Here is a 17,305-nt window from a genome sequence, read left to right as displayed (position 1 = left end):
TGGGATGGCAGAACCATGACTTCGACCGCCAAGCCGGCCCGTGTGGGCGTGGTGATGGGCTCCCGGTCCGACTGGGAAACCATGGAGCACGCGGCCAGGGTGCTGGACGAGCTGGGCGTGCCGCACGAGGTGCGCGTGGTCTCCGCGCATCGCACGCCGGACCTGCTGTTCCGCTATGCCGAGGAAGCCGTTGGGCGCGGCATCGAGGTGATCGTTGCAGGCGCCGGCGGCGCCGCGCACCTTCCCGGCATGCTGGCGGCCAAGACGCGGCTGCCGGTGTTCGGCGTGCCGGTGCAGTCCAAGGCGCTCAACGGCATGGACTCGCTGCTTTCCATCACGCAGATGCCGGCCGGCATCCCGGTGGGCACGCTCGCGATCGGCCGTGCCGGCGCGGTGAACGCGGGGCTGCTGGCCGCCGCGGTGCTGGCCTTGCACGACCGTGCCATCGCGCAGGCGCTCGATGCCTTCCGTTCCAGGCAGACCCACGCCGTGCTCGACCAGCCGGACCCGCGCGCATGAGCGAGCGTCGCCAACCCGTGCTGGGCATCCTGGGCGGCGGTCAGCTGGCGCGCATGCTGGCGCTCGCCGCGGCACCGCTGGGCGTCAAGACGCTGGTGGTCGACAGCGCCGGCGACGCCTGCGCCGGGCAGGTCGCGCCGCTGGTGGTGGCCGACTGGAAGGATTACGCGGCGCTGGAGCGCTTCGCCTCCATGGTCGACGTGGTCACCTTCGACTTCGAGAACGTGCCGGCCGAGACCGCGCACTGGCTGGCCGAACGGGTCGCCGTGTCGCCCGTGCCGCGCGCGCTGGCGGTGGCGCAGGACCGGCTCGCCGAAAAGATGCTGTTTCGCGAATGCGGGTTGGACACGCCTGCGTTCGTGCCGGTCGATACTCACGCCGACCTGCAGCGCGCGGTCGCGCAGATCGGTGCGCCGGCGATTCTCAAGACCCGGCGCCTGGGCTACGACGGCAAGGGCCAGTTCCGCCTGAAGACGCCTGCCGACGTGGACACCGCCTGGGCGGCGCTGGGTGCGCAGGGCGCCGCGCACGGCCTGATCCTGGAAGCCTTCGTGCCGTTCGAGCGCGAGTTGTCGGTGATCGCCGTGCGCAGCCGCGAGGGGGATTTCCGCACCTGGCCGCTGACCCGCAACTGGCATACCGACGGCGTGCTCAGCCTGAGCTTGGCGCCGGCGCCGGACATCGATCAATTGCAGCGACGCGCTACGGACCTGGCGCGCACGCTGGCCGAGCGGCTCGATTACGTGGGCGTTTTCGCGCTCGAGCTTTTCGTCAAGGACGGGCAGTTGCTCGGCAACGAGATGGCGCCACGCGTGCACAACTCCGGCCACTGGACCATCGAGGGCGCCCATACCAGCCAGTTCGAGAACCACGTGCGCGCGGTGCTCGGCCTGCCGCTGGGCGACACCGGCGCGCGCGGGCTGTCGTGCATGTTCAACTGGATCGGTGCGCTGCCCGATCCGGCGCCGGTGCTGCAAGCCGTCGACGGCCACTGGCACGACTACGGCAAGCAGGCGCGCCCGGGGCGCAAGGTGGGGCATGCGACGGTGTGTGCGCCGGACGCATTGGCACTGATCGCGCGCGTGGACGACATTGCGCGCGCGTTGGGGCGTGGCGAGCAGGCGGAGCCGGTCTTGCGGCTGCTTGGCTGAGCGGACGCCTTCGGAAGCTCAGCATCGTGGCAATATAACGGAGCCAGCGGCTCCGTTTTTTGCGAGGCGCCGCCTCAGGCCATGTTGCTGGCCGCGAAATCCCAGTTCACCACGTTCCAGAACGCGTCCAGGTACTTCGGACGGGCGTTGCGGTAGTCGATGTAGTAGGCGTGCTCCCACACGTCGCAGGTGAACAGCGGCTTGTCGTTGCCGGTGATCGGCGTGCCGGCGTTGGAAGTGTTGACGATGCCCAGCGAACCGTCCGGGCGCTGCACCAGCCAGGTCCATCCGGAGCCGAAGTTGCTCGCGCCCATCTTGGCGAACTCTTCCTTGAACTTGGCCACCGAGCCGAATGCCTTGTTGATGGCGTCGGCCAGCTTGCCGCTGGGCTCGCCGCCGCCGTTGGGCTTCATCGAGTGCCAGTAGAAGGTATGGTTCCAGGTCTGCGCGGCGTTGTTGAAGATGCCGCCGGACGACTTGCGGATGATCTCCTCCAGCGCCATCCCCTCGAACTCGCTGCCCTCGATCAGCTTGTTGAGGTTGGTCACGTAGGCCTGGTGGTGCTTGTCGTGATGGAACTCCAGCGTCTCGGCGGAGATGTGCGGCTCCAGCGCGTTCTTTTCGTAAGGCAGGGGGGGAAGTTCGATCGCCATGAGGGGCTCCTTGGGCTACGGCTTGAAGGGATGCCGGCCGGCTGCCGGGCGGCAGTCGTTGCTCGGCTGATACACTTGCGGTCCTGTACGCATTGTAGAACTCCCCAGCTATGGACGTTAACGAGCGAATCAAGGCGGTGCTCGCAGAGCACCCCATGGTGCTTTTCATGAAGGGCACGCCGCAGTTCCCGATGTGCGGTTTTTCCAGCCGCGCCGCGCAGGCATTGGAGGAGGCGGGCGCTGCTTTCCATGCCGTCAACGTGCTGGCTGATCCGGAGGTACGCGCGGCGCTGCCGCACTTCGCCAACTGGCCGACCTTCCCGCAGCTGTTCATCCAGGGCGAACTGATCGGCGGCTGCGACATCGTCGAGGACCTCAAGGCGTCCGGCGAGCTGGCGCGCATGGCCGCGGACGTCAGCGGCACGGTGCGCGCATGACGCTGCCGATTGCCCGCCCGCCGCAGGACTTTGCGCCCGTGGCCGACGGCCTGGCCGGCCGCGTGGTGCTGGTGACCGGTGCCTATGGCGGCCTCGGCCGTGCCGTATCGCTGGCTGCCGCACGCGCGGGCGCCACCGTCGTGATCGCCGGCAAGCGCAAGCGCCAGCTCGAGCAGCTCTACGATCTGATCGCCGCCGAGTCGTTGCCCGAGCCGGTGATCCACCCGCTGGACATGGAAGCGGCCACGCCGCGCGACTACGAGACACTGGCCGAGGGGCTGGGGCACGATCTCGGCCGGCTCGACGGCATCGTGCACTGCGCGGCCAGCTTCGGCGGGCTCACGCCCATTGCCATGCACAAGCCGGACGAATGGTTGCGCACGCTGCACGTCAACGTGTCGGCGCCGTTCGCGCTGATCCAGGCCTGCCTGCCGTTGCTGGGCAGGGCGCCGGATGCCTCGGTGGTGTTCGTGCTGGACAATCCGGATCTGGTCAACCGCGCGCACTGGGGCGCCTATGGCGTGTCCAAGGCGGCGCTGGAGCGTTTCGTCGAGATCCTGCACCAGGAAACCGACACCACCACCATCCGCACGCATGCGCTGCTGCCCGCGCCCATGCGCACCGCGCTGCGCCATCTGGCCTATTTCGGGGAAGACCCCAATATCCAGCCGATGCCCGACGCCACGGCGCAGGCGGCCGTGTGGCTGCTCAGTCCGCAAGGTGCGGAAGCACGCGGCGCGGTGCTGGATCTGCGCGGCAGCTGACCGCACAGCTTTCCGCTGACGCGGGCACCCATGTGCAAAAGCGCCATGCCCGCGCCATGGGGATGCCGCCGAGAGATGCTTGCGTGAGCGCACTTCCCGCGCGACCGCCATATGCCAGGCCGGTCGTGCATGGCATGCTGTTGCCGATCACCCGAAGGAGCCTTCCATGGAAACGCAGATGACCACCCTCTCGGCGGGCATCCTGCTGTTCCTGATCATGGACCCGCTGGGCAACATCCCCTTCTTCCTCAGCCTGCTCAAGCACGTGCCGCCCAAGCGCCGGCGCTGGGTGATGATCCGCGAACTGCTGATCGCGCTGGGCGTGCTGCTGGGTTTTCTGGTCGGCGGCCAGCACATCCTCAAGCTGCTGCAGCTGAAGCAGGAGTCGATCAGCATCGCCGGCGGCATCGTGCTGTTCCTGATCGGCATCCGCATGGTGTTCCCGCCGGCCGAGGGCGGCATCTTCGGCAAGGCGGGCGAGGGCGAACCGTTCATCGTACCGATGGCGATTCCCGGCGTGGCCGGCCCTTCGGCGATGGCCGCGCTGCTGCTGCTCACCAACACTTCGCCAGGCCGCACTGCCGATTGGGCCATCGCGCTGCTGCTGGCGTGGCTGGCGACCTCGCTGATCCTGCTGTCTTCCACCTACCTGTTCCGCTGGCTGGGCGAGAGCGTGCTGACGGCGCTGGAGCGGGTGATGGGCATGCTGCTGATCGCGTTGTCGGTGCAGATGTTCATGGGTGGCGTGGCGGCGTTCCTGCACATGCAGGTGTGAGGCGCCACCGGTCGCCGTCTTTCACCCGTCGCCCTGCTGTCATACTCAGGCCCCAGCATGGGCGAAACACGAGGAGGCGGTCATGCTCAGCGTCGAACGAACCCTCACCGAGCGCCTGCCGTGGCTTGCGCAACATCCGCGGATCCGCCGGCCGATGGCGGGATTGCTCGGCCGCCTGGCCGACGAGGCAGGCTTCAACCGCGTGCTCGACGCGGTGGGCAAGGTCGAAGGGTTCGACTTTGTCGAACGCGCGCTGGATGTGCTCGGTGCGAGCTACCACGCCAACGCGCGCGAGCGCGAGAACATCCCGGTGGAAGGCGCCGTGCTGGTGGTAGCCAACCATCCGCTGGGCATGGTCGACGCGCTGGCATTGTTGCACCTGGTCGGTTCGGTGCGGCGGGACGTGCGCATCCTGGGCAACGATTGGCTGGCGTCGATCGAGCCGCTGCGCCGCCTGCTGCTGCCGGTGGACGTGTTCGGCAAGGGCGCGGCGTCGAAGATGCGCGACATCTATCGCGCGCTGGAGCAGGGCGAAGCGCTGATCGTATTCCCCGCCGGCGAGGTCTCGCGCATGGGGGCCGGCGGCGTGCGTGACGGAAGCTGGTCGGACGGCTTCGCACGACTGGCCAAGCGCAGCCGTGCGCCGGTGTTGCCGGTGCACGTGGCCGCGCGCAACTCGGCCATGTTCTATGGCCTGTCGATGCTGGCCAAGCCGCTCAGCACGGCGATGCTGCCGCGCGAGGCGGTGGCGCCGGGCCATCGACGGATCGGCTTCAGCGTGGGCGCGTTGGTCAGTGCCGACGAACTCGCCCAGCGTAGCGGCGGCCAGCCGGAGCGGGCCGCGAAACTGATGCGCCGGCACGTTTACCGCGTCGGTCGCCGGCAGGGCCTGATCTTCGGCGGGCAGGCGCCGCTGGCCCATCCGGAACCGGCCGAACGGGTGGCCGCCGAACTGCTGGCGCAGGGCGAGAAGTTCACCGACCTCAACGACGGCAAGCAGGTGTGGTTGTTCAAGGGCGCAGCCGACAGCGCAGTGCTGCGCGAAATCGGCCGCCTGCGCGAACTGACCTTCCGCAAGGTGGGCGAGGGCACCAACGCACGGCGCGACCTGGATGCCTTCGATCCGCACTACGAGCACCTGTTGTTGTGGGACCCGAAGGCGTTGCGCATCGTCGGCTCCTACCGCTTCGGCCATGGCGGACGCCTGATCGCCGAGCGCGGCCTGGCCGGCCTCTACACCGCCAGCCTGTTCAATTACTCGCCGGCGCTGGAATCGCGCCTGGCGCAGGGCCTGGAGCTGGGCCGCAGTTTCATCGCGCCGGCCTACTGGCGCTCGCGTGCGCTGGACCAGCTGTGGCAGGGCATCGGCCTGTACCTGCAGCGGCATCCGGAACTGCGCTACCTGTTCGGCCCGGTGAGCATGTCGGTCAACCTGCCGCGCGAGGCGCGCGAATGGATCGCCGCCGCGCACCAGCACTATTTCGGCGCGCCGGGGCTGGCCAGTGCCCGGCAGCCGTTCGTGGTCTCGCCCGGGGTGATCGGCCTGGTGCGCCGTGCGCTGGAGGGGCTCGATGCGCAGGCCGGGCTGGGCAAGCTCAAGCATCACCTGGATGCGCTGGGCGTGAGCCTGCCGGTGCTCTACCGCCAGTATGTCGACCTGGTCGAGCCCGAGGGCGTGCAGTTTCTGGATTTCGGCGAAGATCCCGGCTTTTCCGGCTGCGTCGACGGCCTGGTGATGCTGGATCTGGCCACTCTCAAGCCCGCCAAGCGGGCGCGTTATCTCGGCAGGGGCGGCGCGTAGGATCCTGCGACAAGATGTGATTTGGTCGTCGTCTTGTCATAAACTATCGTTAAGTTCGCTTAACGCCTGGTTGGTAGATGGGGCGGCCCCATCGCTGCTTGACGATAGCTGCGCCAAGAAATCAAGGGGACACACGAAGACCTAGACGTGCCCGGCCTATGCCGGGCATGGGCCGTTTTGTCCCCGACATCGAATTTTCCGTTGCGAGCATAGGTATCCCATGAACCATTCCATTCGCGCCAAACTACTTCCCATCGCCATTGCCTCGTTGCTGGCGGTCGCCGCCCCTGCCGTCGCCCAGGAGACCTCCTCCTCGATCAGCGGCCGCGTGCTCGATGCCGCCGGCCAGCCGGTCGCCGGCGCCACCGTGCAGATCGTGCACGAGCCGTCCGGCACCACCAAGATGGCCACCACGGACGCCAACGGCCGCTACTCCGCACAGGGCCTGCGCGTGGGCGGCCCGTTCGACGTCAAGGCGACCAAGGACGGCAATCAGATCGACCAGGACAACGTCTACCTGCAGCTGGCCCAGGACACCGCCGTCAACCTCACCATGGGTGGCGCGCAGGTGCAGAACGCCAAGAACCTGCAGGGCGTGACCGTGTCGGCCAACGCGCTGTCGCAGACTTTCACGCCGGACAACAAGGGCCTGTCGACCAACGTTTCGCGCCGCGAGATCGAAGCCACCCCGACTCCGGGCCGTTCGATCCAGAACATCGTGCGCCTGGACCCGCGCATCGTGATCACCGACCGCGCGCGCGGCGAGATCTCCGCCGTCGGCCAGAACAGCCGCTACAACAACATCACGGTCGACTCCGTCAGCGCGAACGACCCGTTCGGGCTGAACGCGAACGGCCTGCCCACGCTGGGCACGCCGATCTCGCAGGACACGATCGAGGAATACAACATCTCCACGGCGAACTACGACGTCGCCACCCGCCGCGGCCTGGGCGCCACCGTCAACGCGGTGACCAAGAGCGGCACGAACGATTTCCACGGCTCGGTCTACTACGCGTTCCAGAACGACGACATGATCGGCAAAAACGAGAACGACGCGAAGTACGCGGGCTTCTCGCGCCAGTGGACCGGCGGCGCCACCGTCGGCGGCCCGATCGTCAAGGACAAGCTGTTCTTCTTCGTCTCGGCCGAAAAGAGCACCCAGGTCGCGGCCGGCAGCCCGTACGGCCCGGCCGACTCGGGCGCCGCCAGCCCGATCGCCAACCTCTCCTCGGCGCAGGTGCAGCAGGTGCGCGACGCGGCAGCGGCCTACGGCCTGACCAACATCGGCAACGTGGGCGGCGGCAACTCCAACCTGGAGGACAAGCGCTACCTCGGCAAGATCGACTGGAACATCTCCAACAACCACCGCGCCAGCTTCACCTACAGCCAGACCAAGGAAACCAAGCCGATCATCACCGGCAGCCCCACCAAGCTGGTGCTGTCCAGCGGCTGGTACACCACCAAGGTGGACAGCAAGAGCTACGCGCTGCACTTCTATGACGACTGGTCCGACAGCTTCTCCACCGACACCACGCTGTCCTACGCCGACTTCGCGCAGAACCGTGGCCCGTACAACGGCGTGGCGATGCCCGACATCACCGTCTACCCGGTGTCCTTCGGCGGTCCGGCGGTGGAGTTCGGCACCGAGTACTCCAGCCAGGCGAACGTGCTGAAGGTCAAGACGCTCAACGCCGCCTGGGCCGGCACGTATTACGCCGGCGACCACACGATCAAGGGCGGCTTCGATTTCGAACGGGACAAGTACTACAACCTGTTCATGCAGAATGCCTTCGGCAGCTACACCTTCGAGGATTCCAAGGACGTCAATCCGTCCACCGGCAAGCCGTACACCGGCCTCGAGAACTTCATGCGCGGCATGTACTACCAGTACTACTACAACCGCCCGGCCACCGGCCTGGGGCTGGATGACGTCGCTGCCAACTACAGCATCAAGCAGTGGGGCGTGTTCCTGCAGGATACCTGGCAGGTCAATAACGCCTTGTCCGTGCAGTACGGCATTCGCGTCGACATTCCGCTGATGAGCGACCGGCCGCTCAACAACCCGGCGTTTGCGGTCGCTCCCGGCGTCAACGCCAGCGGGCAGTCCACCGGCGGTTTCGGCCGCAGCAACCAGACGACCATCAATGGCCACCGCGTGGTGCAGCCGCGCCTGTCGTTCAACTACGCGTTCGACACCGAGCACATGACCCAGTTGCGCGGCGGTGCCGGCCTGTTCATCGCCAATCCGCCGAACGTGTGGATCGGCAACATCTTCTCCAACTCGGGCGTGACCCAGACGCAGTTCGTCTGCGGTGCGACCTCGAAGACCTGCACGGGTGCGACCGCGCCCGCTTTCAGCCCGAATCCCTATGCCCAGAATGATGGGGCCACCGGTGCGGGCAAGATGACGGTGAACACCGTCGACCCGGACTTCCACCTGCCCAGCGCGTGGAAGTTCAGCCTCGGCTTCGACAAGGAGCTGCCGTGGTGGGGCCTGGTCGCGACGGTCGACTACGAGCACATCAAGCAGCGTGACGCGATCTGGTACCAGCACCAGAACCTGGGCGCCCCGATGGGCGTGCTGCCGGATGGCCGCGTGTCCTACTACAAGTTCATCAACAAGGATCCGAAGGCGTCCGGGCAGTTCTCGCGCAACAACGCCAACCCGCTGTTCAACGACGTGGTCAACCTGGCCAACACCAGCCGCGGCAAGGCCGACAGCCTCGCGCTCTCGCTGAAGAAGCCGTTCTCGGAAGAGTGGTCGGGCATGGTCGGCTTCACCTGGAGCCGCTCGACCGAGGTCAACCCGGGCACCTCCAGCGTCGCCACCTCCAACTACAAGTACAACTTCGTCACCAACCCGAACGAGAACGTCGCCAGCACGTCGAACTACTCGGTTCCCAAGCGCGTGCTTGCTTCGCTCAACTGGCAGCACCATTTCTTCGGCGACTACACCACCAGTGCCAGCATCCTGTACGACGGCCACTCGGCTGCGCCGTACAGCTGGTCGTTCGGCAACGACGCCAACGGCGACGGCTACGTCAACGACCTGGTCTACATCCCGCGGCAGGGTGAGGTGTCGTTCCGCCCGGGCACCAGCCAGGCGTTGATCGACCAGTTCTACGCCTACATCCAGGGCAACGACTACCTGAAGAAGCACCAGGGCGAGATCGCCAACCGCAATGGCGACCGCGCGGGCTGGATCAACCAGATCGACCTGAGCTTCAGCCAGGAGATCCCGGGCATCTTCAGGGGCAACAAGGGCGTGGTGCGGCTGGACGTGTACAACTTCACGAACCTGCTGAACAAGCACTGGGGCATCGAGAAGCGCCAGCCGTTCCCGGGGGGTCGTGCACTGGCCGATTTCTATGGTGTGGACGCCAACGGCCACTACATCTACGACATCACCTGCGCCGGCAAGACCACCAGCTGCAGCAACTACATCCAGAACGGCGTCTACAGCCCGAAGGACGTGCCGACCTACATCAACAACAACGACGACCTCGCCCAGCGCTGGTCGGTGCTGCTGACGGTCAAGTACACGTTCTAAGTAGCAACCGGGAAGGAAACTTCCAGCCGGCGTCCGCAAGGGCGCCGGCTTTTTTTTGTGGCTTGACCGTATCCGGCACGCGCAGGAAGCTAGGCGGTCCGCCACGGTGCCGGCATCAGGCCGGACCCCGTCAGCGGCAGGAGAAGGCAAGCATGAACGACACCCACGCCGGCCGCGCCGGCAAGCCCGCCACCGTCAGCGCGCGCATCTCGCCAGCGGGCGGGCTGGACATCCTCTCGCGCAACGAGGTCGCCCGCCTGCGCGACGCCAGCGGCTCGGGCCTGCATGCGCTGCTGCGCCGCTGCGCCCTGGCCGTGCTCACCTCCGGCAGCATCAGCGACGACCCGCGCTCGATGTTCGAGCAGTACCCCGACTTCGATATCCAGGTGCTGCAGCAGGACCGCGGCATCAAGATCGAGCTTTCGCATGCGCCCGCGCAGGCGTTCGTCGACGGCCAGATCATCCGCGGCATCAATGAATTACTGGTCGCAGTGGTGCGCGACATCGTCTACGTGTCCACCCAACTGGAGCAGGGCGGCTTCGACCTGGACGACACCGTCGGCATCACCCACGCCGTGTTCGAGATCCTGCGCAATGCGCGCATCCTCAAGCCGCACATCGACCCCAACCTGGTGGTGTGCTGGGGCGGCCATTCGATCTCGCGCGACGAGTACGAATACACCAAGCTGGTCGGCTACCAGCTCGGCCTGCGCGGCATGGACATCTGCACCGGCTGCGGCCCCGGCGCCATGAAGGGCCCGATGAAGGGCGCCACCATCGCCCACGCCAAGCAGCGCCGGCGCAACAACCGCTACATCGGCATCACCGAGCCGGGCATCATCGCGGCGGAGTCGCCCAACCCGATCGTCAACCAGTTGGTGATCATGCCGGACATCGAGAAGCGCCTGGAGGCCTTCGTCCGCATGGCGCACGGCATCGTGGTGTTCCCCGGCGGCGTGGGCACGGCGGAGGAGATCCTCTACCTGCTCGGTATCCTGCTGCATCCGGACAACGCCGGCATGCCGTTTCCGCTGATCTTCACCGGACCCAAGCAATCGGCCGCCTATTTCGAACAGATCGACCGCTTCCTCAAGCTCAGCCTGGGTGACGAGGTGGCGCGGCATTACCAGATCATCGTGGACGATCCGGCGGCAGTGGCGCGCGCGATGGTCAAGGGCGTGGACAAGGTGCGCAACCATCGTCTCGACACCAAGGACGCGTTCTTCTTCAACTGGGCGCTGGACATTCCGTTCGCCTTCCAGCTGCCGTTCCGCCCGACCCACGAGGCGATGCGCGGCCTGGCCCTTCATCGCGGCCGCCCACGCCACGAGCTGGCCGCGGACCTGCGCCGCGCGTTCTCGGGCATCGTCGCCGGCAACGTGAAGGAAGAGGGCGTGCGCGCGATCGAACAGCACGGTCCCTTCGACATCGACGGCGAAGCGGACATCATGCGGGCGCTGGACGCGCTGCTGCAGGCCTTCGTCAGCCAGCACCGCATGAAGCTCCCCGGCGGCTCCGCCTACGTGCCCTGCTACCGCGTGCGCGCGGAGGGTGCGGAAGCTGCCCCGGCTGCTTGACAGTCCGAGTTGCGCTAAGCAAACTACGCAGCTCGCCCCGCCCGAATAGCTCAGCTGGTTAGAGCACTTGACTGTTAATCAGGGGGTCGTTGGTTCGAGTCCAACTTCGGGCGCCAGTTGAAGGCCTCGCAGCAATGCGGGGTCTTTTTTTGTGCCTGGCTTGCGGCGCGAATGCGCAGAGGCGCCTCATCGCGCTTCGGGTGCCTGGCTGCGGCCGGCTCCATCCTCGCATCACGGGAAGATGCCACAGGTGGATTGGGGGCGACGTGCCTTGGCGCAGACGAACTTTCCTCGCCAGCGCCGCCTACAGCCCCTAGAAAACCTCAGCCCTGAGCGTTCCCGGTCGGCGGCACATGGTTTCCCAGCAAGGCGAACAGCCGGTCGGCCGGCGCGCCCACGGCCACCAGCAACTGACCATCCGGACTGTGGATGACGCAGGCAGACACGCCCGCATTCTTGAGATGCTGCCGCGCCGCTGCGAGCAAGGGGCCTGCATCGGGCGGCGGCTTGGGTGGTGACGGGCGGCGGCGGGAGTTGTCTCCGTAGGCCATGGTGCAATCTCGGCGGGACGGCATCGTCGTTGTTGCACCGCCCTCGTGAACAGGCGGTATAGCGCCTGCGGTTCGCGCATCAGCCGCCCGTGCAAGCGGCCGCCTGCGCCTTGCTGGGCCTGGATCCGCGTATCCGCCCCGAGTTCGACACCACCACGCCCAGCGAATCCCGCGCCTGGCCCGGGCTGCAGAACAGCAGGGTGAGGTTGCTGCCGGCGGCGCTGCCGTCGGGCAGGAAAAACACCCGCCGTCGTGCCCCGCTGCTTTGGATGAGCAGCTTCGCGTGGCCGTCGCCCACGCGCAGCGGCGCCCCGTCCGGCTGGTTGTTGCGATCGCGGTCCACGCCGACCAGCCAGCCGCCCTCCCAGCGGTTTTCCTCGCTGCAATGCAGGCGGTCGCGGGTCGGGCAGAACACCACCCGCGCTCGCCGCAGCACTGCCTCGCCACGGGCGTAGCCGAGGGCTTCCAGGAAATCCATCTGCGCCGACTGCGCGCTCTGCCGGCGCACCAGGCTCGCCAGCGACGGGCTGGCGATGCCGACCAGGATGGCCAGTATCGCCACCACCATCACCTGTTCGACCAGGGTGACGCCATACATGCGGCGGCGCTTGCTTCCATGCATCCGTGCCATGCCATCGCTCCCTGCGAGGAAGCGGCATCATCGGTGCCTCATGAGGTCGCCGTAAGCGGCGCACGAGCCGCCGACCCGTGCGCCTGTGCTGACACGGCCTGTCAGCAGGGCGCCTTTAAGATCGCCCCATCCGCCCGCATATCCGTCAGCCATGACCGACCGTTTCGAACTCGCCTCGCCCTACCAGCCCTCCGGCGACCAGCCGCAGGCCATCGCGAAACTCAGCGAGGGCTTCGAGGCCGGCCTGGCCGCGCAGACGCTGCTGGGCGTCACCGGCTCGGGCAAGACCTACACCATCGCCAACGTGATCCAGCAGGTGCAGCGCCCCACCGTGGTGCTGGCGCCGAACAAGACGCTGGCTGCGCAGCTCTATGGCGAGTTCAAGGAGTTCTTCCCCAATAACGCGGTGGAGTACTTCGTCAGCTACTACGACTACTACCAGCCCGAGGCCTACGTGGTGGCCTCGGACACCTTCATCGAGAAGGATGCCTCGATCAACGACCACATCGAGCAGATGCGCCTGGCCGCCACCAAGGCGCTGCTCTCGCGGCGCGACGCGATCATCGTGGCCACCGTCTCGGCCATCTACGGCCTGGGCGACCCGGAGGATTACCTCTCGCTGCGCCTGATCCTCTCGGTCGGCGAGCACATGGACCAGCGCAAGCTGATCCACCAGCTCACCGAGCTGCAGTACACCCGCAACGAGATGGAACTGCGCCGCGGCACCTACCGCGTGCGCGGCGAGATCATCGACGTGTTCCCCGCCGAATCGGAAACCGAGGCGTTGCGCATCGAGCTGTTCGACGGCGACATCGAGAACCTCTCGCTGTTCGACCCGCTCACCGGTGAAACGATCCGCAAGATCCCGCGCTACACCGTCTACCCGCGCACCCACTACGCCAGCACGCGCGAGAGCGTGCTCAACGCGATCGAGACCATCAAGGTCGAGCTCAAGGAGCGGCTGGAGCAGCTCTACAAGGACAACAAGCTGGTCGAGGCGCAGCGGCTGGACCAGCGCACCCGCTTCGACATCGAGATGATGGCCGAGGTCGGCTTCTGCCAGGGCATCGAGAACTACTCGCGCCACCTCACGCGCCGCGGCCCCGGCGAGCCGCCGCCGACCCTCTTCGACTACCTGCCGCCCGATGCGCTGCTGGTGGTGGACGAATCGCACGTCACCGTCCCGCAGCTCGGCGCCATGTACAAGGGCGACCGCTCGCGCAAGGAGACGCTGGTCGAATTCGGCTTCCGCCTGCCCTCGGCGATGGACAACCGCCCGCTGCGCTTCGAGGAATGGGAAGGCCGCGCGCCTCGCACTATCTATGTCTCGGCAACGCCGCGCAACTACGAGTTGGAGAAATCCGGCGACGCCGTCACCGAACTGGTGGTGCGCCCCACTGGGCTGGTGGACCCCGAGGTCGAGGTTCGCCCGGTGCGCACCCAGGTCGACGACCTGCTCGGCGAGGCCAAGAAGCGCATCGCCATGGGCGACCGCGTGCTGGTCACCACGCTGACCAAGCGCATGGCCGAGAACCTCACCGAATACCTCTCCGAGCACGACGTGAAGGTGCGCTACCTGCACTCGGACATCGAGACGGTCGAGCGCACCGAGATCATCCGCGACCTGCGCCTGGGCGAGTTCGACGTGCTGGTGGGCATCAACCTGCTGCGCGAGGGCCTGGACATGCCCGAGGTCTCGCTGGTGGCGATCCTGGACGCCGACAAGGAGGGCTTCCTGCGCTCCACCGGCTCGCTGATCCAGACCATCGGCCGTGCCGCCCGCAACGTGCGCGGCAAGGCCATCCTCTACGCCGATGACATCACCCGCTCGATGCAGGCGGCGATGGACGAAACCGCCCGCCGCCGCGAAAAACAGATCGCCTACAACGAAGCCAACGGCATCACCCCGCAGACCGTGGTGCGCCGCATCGCCGACATCATGGAAGGCGCCCGCGCCGAGCCCGCCGCGCGTGGACGAGGCAAGGCCGCCAAGGGCATGCGCGGCAAGGCCGTGGCCGAAGGGGCAGGGGAGTACGCCAACCTCAGCGCCACCCAGGCCGCCGCCGCGATCCGCAAGCTCGAGGGGCAGATGTACAAGCACGCCCAGAACCTGGAGTTCGAGGAAGCCGCGCGCCTGCGCGACCAGATCCACAAACTGCGCGAACAAGTCATGCAGAGCTGACGCCCTGCTCCCTCTCCCCTCCGGAGAGAGGGCCGGGGTGAGGGGCGGGTGCTCGCCTTGTCCCCACCCACCCAAAAAGCTTGGCACCGCCCCCCCACCCTTGCTAAACTTCGCGGCTCTTGGGCGGTTAGCTCAGCGGTAGAGCACTACCTTGACATGGTAGGGGTCACAAGTTCGATCCTTGTACCGCCCACCAAGAGTTGAAACAAGGGAGGCCGGCGATTTTCGCCGGCCTCCTTTTTTGCGTGTTCAACAGGCAGCGTGTTGTGTAGCCAACAGGCAAAAAGTGCGCATTGTGAGCTGGCCCGTAAAACGAGGCGCCGGCGCGGCGCCTCGCGATACTGATACCACTCAATGCGTCCAGCCGAGGCTGTCGGGCGAGCCGTCCGGATGGGCGTACCAGCGCACGTTGTTCTGGCCATCCGCACAACCAACGCCGCTGGTTTCGGTGGCAATGGCGCCGTTGAGCGTAGTGACGGCGGATTGGTAGCAGCTGCCTTGGTTGTCGCCGAAATCGTACTGCGCTTGGCCCTGCCCGTTGACGCTCTCAGCCGAGAATGGGTCGAAGGTGCGGCTGAATACGAAGCCGTCGCGCACCCGGCTGGTGTAGCGGCCGAAGCCGCCTTTCAGGTAGGTCGCGTCGAGATTGCGATGTTGTTTCACGCGGACGCGCGGTTCCGACGGGCCGGATTCGAACCCGTCGCCGGTGTCTGTATCGCCGGTGGCATCCCACCGCAAATCCAGCGGATAGGAAGCCGTGAATATGTCGTCATCCAGCACAACGTTGCCCCTGGTGCGGTGGCTGTGCTGCTGCGTATGGCTGTTCAGCCACAGGTGCTGCCGGTAATACCTGTAATTGGGAAATTGCAGGCCATCGAGATAGAACGCCTGGTAATTATTGAATTGGCTGACCTGATGGACTGTCGTTTCCAAGCGACCGCGCGAGGTATTCACGAAGCCGGTGATCGTGAAGTCCCGATCCAGGCTGGTGGAAATGTGCCCTGATGCCGTGTCGCCCACTTGATGGATAGTGTCGATCACGGTTGGCGAGCTCGCCGAACCTGCCAGGGTATTGAGCGTTACCGCTCCGCTGACGCGCACGGATTGCTTGTCCTGATAGACCAGCAGATAGGCATCTGCCGGGCGGCTGAGCGAGATCGTGTGCGGCCCTGCTTCATTGAGAATGGCGGCGACCGGTGTCAAATCGACCCGATAGGGCACGTGATCGATTCTTTGCGGTGGTTGTTCCGGAGCGTCGAGGTTCGGACCAGGCCAACTGAGAGTCTGAGGCAACAGCGGGAAGACGGGCGCGACCCCGGCTGGCGTGCCGTCTATGCTCACCTTGATTTCCGCGAAGCTGCCTCCGCCGCAACCCTGGTCCGGGGCATTGATGGCGAACTTTGCCTGCCCTCCCATCGCCGCCGCGCTATAGAAGGCATAGCCTTCCTTGTCGGTTACGCAGGTGTACCACCAAGGTTCCTGGTTATATACGTCCAGATAGGCGCGAACGATGTTGTGCGGCAGCGAGACGGTGTTGTTCTCCGGCACCACCCGAAACAGGGCGTCGGGCGTTTTCTGCGCCGGGGCGGACGAAGATGCGCGGTAGAAGAGCAGTTGCGCGCTCAGAATGGCGTGGTCGGTCGACATGTTTTGCCAGATCGTTTGTTCCGCGAGCAGGCCGGCCTGGCCAGTGTGTGCCTGAGTCAAAAGTGAGGAGAGGTCGGTGACGTCGCGCTCGACGTGCCACGTATTCGAGCGATAGAAAGGCATCGAGCCTTGGAAAATTTGAATGCCGGCCAGGCGGATATAGGCCTGGGTCGGGTCGTTGCCATCGTCTTGAAGACTGACCGTCAGCACGACCTTGGCCCACGGTCCCCGGCAGCCTGCCGGTGGGGAGTAGGTATAGGGAATCGGCGACGGAGCGGTTCCGGAGGGTTGCTCGTACAAGTCCACGTTCTGGAACAGGTTCGCCACACACGGCTCGCCGGCCGGAACCGGCACATCAGGGGCGACACTGGTTACGCCTGTGGAATCGGCTTGCAAGGGGCGGTTGGGTATCGACATCGACTGCGACGCAAGTGCGACGGCAATGGGACCAACCAAGGCGGCGCCGACGGCGCGCCTCGCGAGCAGCAGGAATTTCATGGTGAATCCTCCCTGAACCCCCTGCTCGGCGAATCCTAGGCTCGCATTTGTCGGCGTTCCGTATAACAAGGACCAGGCCGCTTGCCGAGCGGCAAAGCGGGAACTGCAAGTGCACTCGCCGGGGCTTTCGGCTCCGTGGCGGCTCGTGGATTCTGGGCCGGAAGGGGTTTGGAAGGCGCTCGTCGCCGAGGGGGCGTCGCTTGCGCATGCACCGCGTGGTGTCCGCTGGATACCCGTCGGGAGCGAAGCTACTCGCTCGCCGGAAGGCCGGCAGGGGCAAGCCAGGGTCGCATGGTCTCTTCCATACGGTTTATTTCCCCATCCGCGCAGCGATAAGACTTATGGCCTCGTTCCGCCAGATATGCATAGTCGCCGGAGGCACGTCGACGGAATCGGCCCCGGCTCCAAGCTGTTGTGCGCATGAGTATTTTTGAGCTTGACGCGAGCATGCGGGAGAACCGACCATCGGTGCATATGCCCTGAATTGGGGTCTACTAAGCGTTAGGCTTTATGGAATCTCCCGACCAAATTGCTTGCTATCAGGCCATCGGCAAGGCGCTATCTGGTGC

General features: G+C 66.1%; 13 protein-coding genes and 2 tRNA genes. 11 read left to right on the top strand and 4 right to left on the bottom strand.

Translation table 11 applies throughout. From position 1 onward, the window contains the following. The first annotated feature begins 15 nt into the window (after positions 1-15). Both purE and HOQ08_RS12905 read left to right on the top strand, forming a co-directional pair. On the top strand, positions 16-519 hold the full coding sequence (gene purE, locus HOQ08_RS12910) for a 5-(carboxyamino)imidazole ribonucleotide mutase (protein ID WP_291195556.1): 504 nt from the start codon (positions 16-18) through the stop codon (positions 517-519). After that, positions 516-1,670, top strand: a complete 1,155-nt coding sequence (locus HOQ08_RS12905; RefSeq protein WP_291195553.1) for a 5-(carboxyamino)imidazole ribonucleotide synthase — start codon at positions 516-518, stop codon at positions 1,668-1,670. Before purE ends, HOQ08_RS12905 begins: the two co-directional genes overlap by 4 nt. 74 nt (positions 1,671-1,744) lie before the next feature. On the opposite strand, the gene HOQ08_RS12900 is transcribed toward HOQ08_RS12905, so the two are convergent. After that, a complete protein-coding gene (locus HOQ08_RS12900) occupies positions 1,745-2,323 on the bottom strand; it encodes a Fe-Mn family superoxide dismutase (protein WP_291195550.1) in 579 nt (192 codons plus the stop codon). 110 nt (positions 2,324-2,433) lie between these two features. On the opposite strand from HOQ08_RS12900, the gene grxD reads away from it, so the two are divergent. The 7 genes from grxD (at position 2,434) to HOQ08_RS12865 (ending at position 11,343) form a co-directional block, all read left to right on the top strand. Next, positions 2,434-2,760 (top strand): Grx4 family monothiol glutaredoxin, encoded by a 327-nt coding sequence (gene grxD, locus HOQ08_RS12895; RefSeq protein WP_291195547.1) that lies wholly within the window; start codon positions 2,434-2,436, stop codon positions 2,758-2,760. Then, positions 2,757-3,524 (top strand): SDR family NAD(P)-dependent oxidoreductase, encoded by a 768-nt coding sequence (locus tag HOQ08_RS12890; protein WP_291195544.1) that lies wholly within the window; start codon positions 2,757-2,759, stop codon positions 3,522-3,524. Before grxD ends, HOQ08_RS12890 begins: the two co-directional genes overlap by 4 nt. A 178-nt stretch (positions 3,525-3,702) precedes the next feature. Next, positions 3,703-4,299, top strand: coding sequence for a YhgN family NAAT transporter (locus HOQ08_RS12885; protein WP_291195581.1), 597 nt, complete (start codon positions 3,703-3,705; stop codon positions 4,297-4,299). An 82-nt stretch (positions 4,300-4,381) separates the two neighbouring features. Then, the gene (locus tag HOQ08_RS12880) at positions 4,382-6,100 is read left to right on the top strand and encodes a lysophospholipid acyltransferase family protein (protein WP_291195541.1); all 1,719 of its coding nucleotides are present in this window, start codon (positions 4,382-4,384) and stop codon (positions 6,098-6,100) included. A gap of 220 nt (positions 6,101-6,320) precedes the next feature. Beyond that, on the top strand, positions 6,321-9,650 hold the full coding sequence (locus tag HOQ08_RS12875) for a carboxypeptidase regulatory-like domain-containing protein (RefSeq protein WP_291195538.1): 3,330 nt from the start codon (positions 6,321-6,323) through the stop codon (positions 9,648-9,650). A gap of 152 nt (positions 9,651-9,802) precedes the next feature. Then, on the top strand, positions 9,803-11,227 hold the full coding sequence (gene ppnN / locus HOQ08_RS12870; protein ID WP_291195535.1) for a nucleotide 5'-monophosphate nucleosidase PpnN: 1,425 nt from the start codon (positions 9,803-9,805) through the stop codon (positions 11,225-11,227). 39 nt (positions 11,228-11,266) lie between these two features. Continuing rightward, a tRNA-Asn gene (locus HOQ08_RS12865) sits at positions 11,267-11,343 on the top strand. A gap of 207 nt (positions 11,344-11,550) precedes the next feature. Here the strand turns inward: HOQ08_RS12865 and HOQ08_RS12860 are convergent. Both HOQ08_RS12860 and HOQ08_RS12855 read right to left on the bottom strand, forming a co-directional pair. Then, on the bottom strand, positions 11,551-11,778 hold the full coding sequence (locus tag HOQ08_RS12860) for a hypothetical protein (RefSeq protein WP_291195532.1): 228 nt from the start codon (positions 11,776-11,778) through the stop codon (positions 11,551-11,553). A gap of 79 nt (positions 11,779-11,857) precedes the next feature. After that, positions 11,858-12,409 carry a GspH/FimT family pseudopilin gene (locus HOQ08_RS12855; protein ID WP_291195529.1) on the bottom strand — a complete coding sequence of 184 codons (552 nt, stop codon included), beginning with the start codon at positions 12,407-12,409 and terminating at the stop codon, positions 11,858-11,860. Positions 12,410-12,560: 151 nt separating this feature from the next. On the opposite strand from HOQ08_RS12855, the gene uvrB reads away from it, so the two are divergent. Beyond that, positions 12,561-14,591, top strand: a complete 2,031-nt coding sequence (uvrB, locus tag HOQ08_RS12850; protein WP_291195526.1) for an excinuclease ABC subunit UvrB — start codon at positions 12,561-12,563, stop codon at positions 14,589-14,591. Between the two features lie 121 nt (positions 14,592-14,712). Next, positions 14,713-14,787, top strand: a tRNA-Val gene (locus HOQ08_RS12845). Positions 14,788-14,942: 155 nt separating this feature from the next. On the opposite strand, the gene HOQ08_RS12840 is transcribed toward HOQ08_RS12845, so the two are convergent. Further along, positions 14,943-16,736 carry a hypothetical protein gene (locus HOQ08_RS12840; RefSeq protein ID WP_291195523.1) on the bottom strand — a complete coding sequence of 598 codons (1,794 nt, stop codon included), beginning with the start codon at positions 16,734-16,736 and terminating at the stop codon, positions 14,943-14,945. Positions 16,737-17,305: the final 569 nt, after the last annotated feature.

This window comes from Frateuria sp. (genome assembly GCF_013362045.1).
Lineage (GTDB): Bacteria > Pseudomonadota > Gammaproteobacteria > Xanthomonadales > Rhodanobacteraceae > Frateuria_A.
The sequence above is the reverse complement of the archived record's forward strand: the minus strand, read 5'-3'. Positions and strand labels throughout refer to the sequence as shown.

What these genes read in the sequence shown, in the direction of transcription:
- grxD (WP_291195547.1), top strand. Translation starts at nt 2,434, where the DNA reads ATGGACGTTAACGAGCGAATCAAGGCGGTGCTCGCAGAGCACCCCATG.
- HOQ08_RS12855 (WP_291195529.1), bottom strand. Translation starts at nt 12,409, where the DNA reads ATGGCACGGATGCATGGAAGCAAGCGCCGCCGCATGTATGGCGTCACC.
- HOQ08_RS12885 (WP_291195581.1), top strand. Translation starts at nt 3,703, where the DNA reads ATGACCACCCTCTCGGCGGGCATCCTGCTGTTCCTGATCATGGACCCG.
- ppnN (WP_291195535.1), top strand. Translation starts at nt 9,803, where the DNA reads ATGAACGACACCCACGCCGGCCGCGCCGGCAAGCCCGCCACCGTCAGC.
- uvrB (WP_291195526.1), top strand. Translation starts at nt 12,561, where the DNA reads ATGACCGACCGTTTCGAACTCGCCTCGCCCTACCAGCCCTCCGGCGAC.
- HOQ08_RS12900 (WP_291195550.1), bottom strand. Translation starts at nt 2,323, where the DNA reads ATGGCGATCGAACTTCCCCCCCTGCCTTACGAAAAGAACGCGCTGGAG.
- HOQ08_RS12905 (WP_291195553.1), top strand. Translation starts at nt 516, where the DNA reads ATGAGCGAGCGTCGCCAACCCGTGCTGGGCATCCTGGGCGGCGGTCAG.
- HOQ08_RS12890 (WP_291195544.1), top strand. Translation starts at nt 2,757, where the DNA reads ATGACGCTGCCGATTGCCCGCCCGCCGCAGGACTTTGCGCCCGTGGCC.
- HOQ08_RS12840 (WP_291195523.1), bottom strand. Translation starts at nt 16,736, where the DNA reads ATGAAATTCCTGCTGCTCGCGAGGCGCGCCGTCGGCGCCGCCTTGGTT.
- purE (WP_291195556.1), top strand. Translation starts at nt 16, where the DNA reads ATGACTTCGACCGCCAAGCCGGCCCGTGTGGGCGTGGTGATGGGCTCC.
- HOQ08_RS12875 (WP_291195538.1), top strand. Translation starts at nt 6,321, where the DNA reads ATGAACCATTCCATTCGCGCCAAACTACTTCCCATCGCCATTGCCTCG.
- HOQ08_RS12860 (WP_291195532.1), bottom strand. Translation starts at nt 11,778, where the DNA reads ATGGCCTACGGAGACAACTCCCGCCGCCGCCCGTCACCACCCAAGCCG.
- HOQ08_RS12880 (WP_291195541.1), top strand. Translation starts at nt 4,382, where the DNA reads ATGCTCAGCGTCGAACGAACCCTCACCGAGCGCCTGCCGTGGCTTGCG.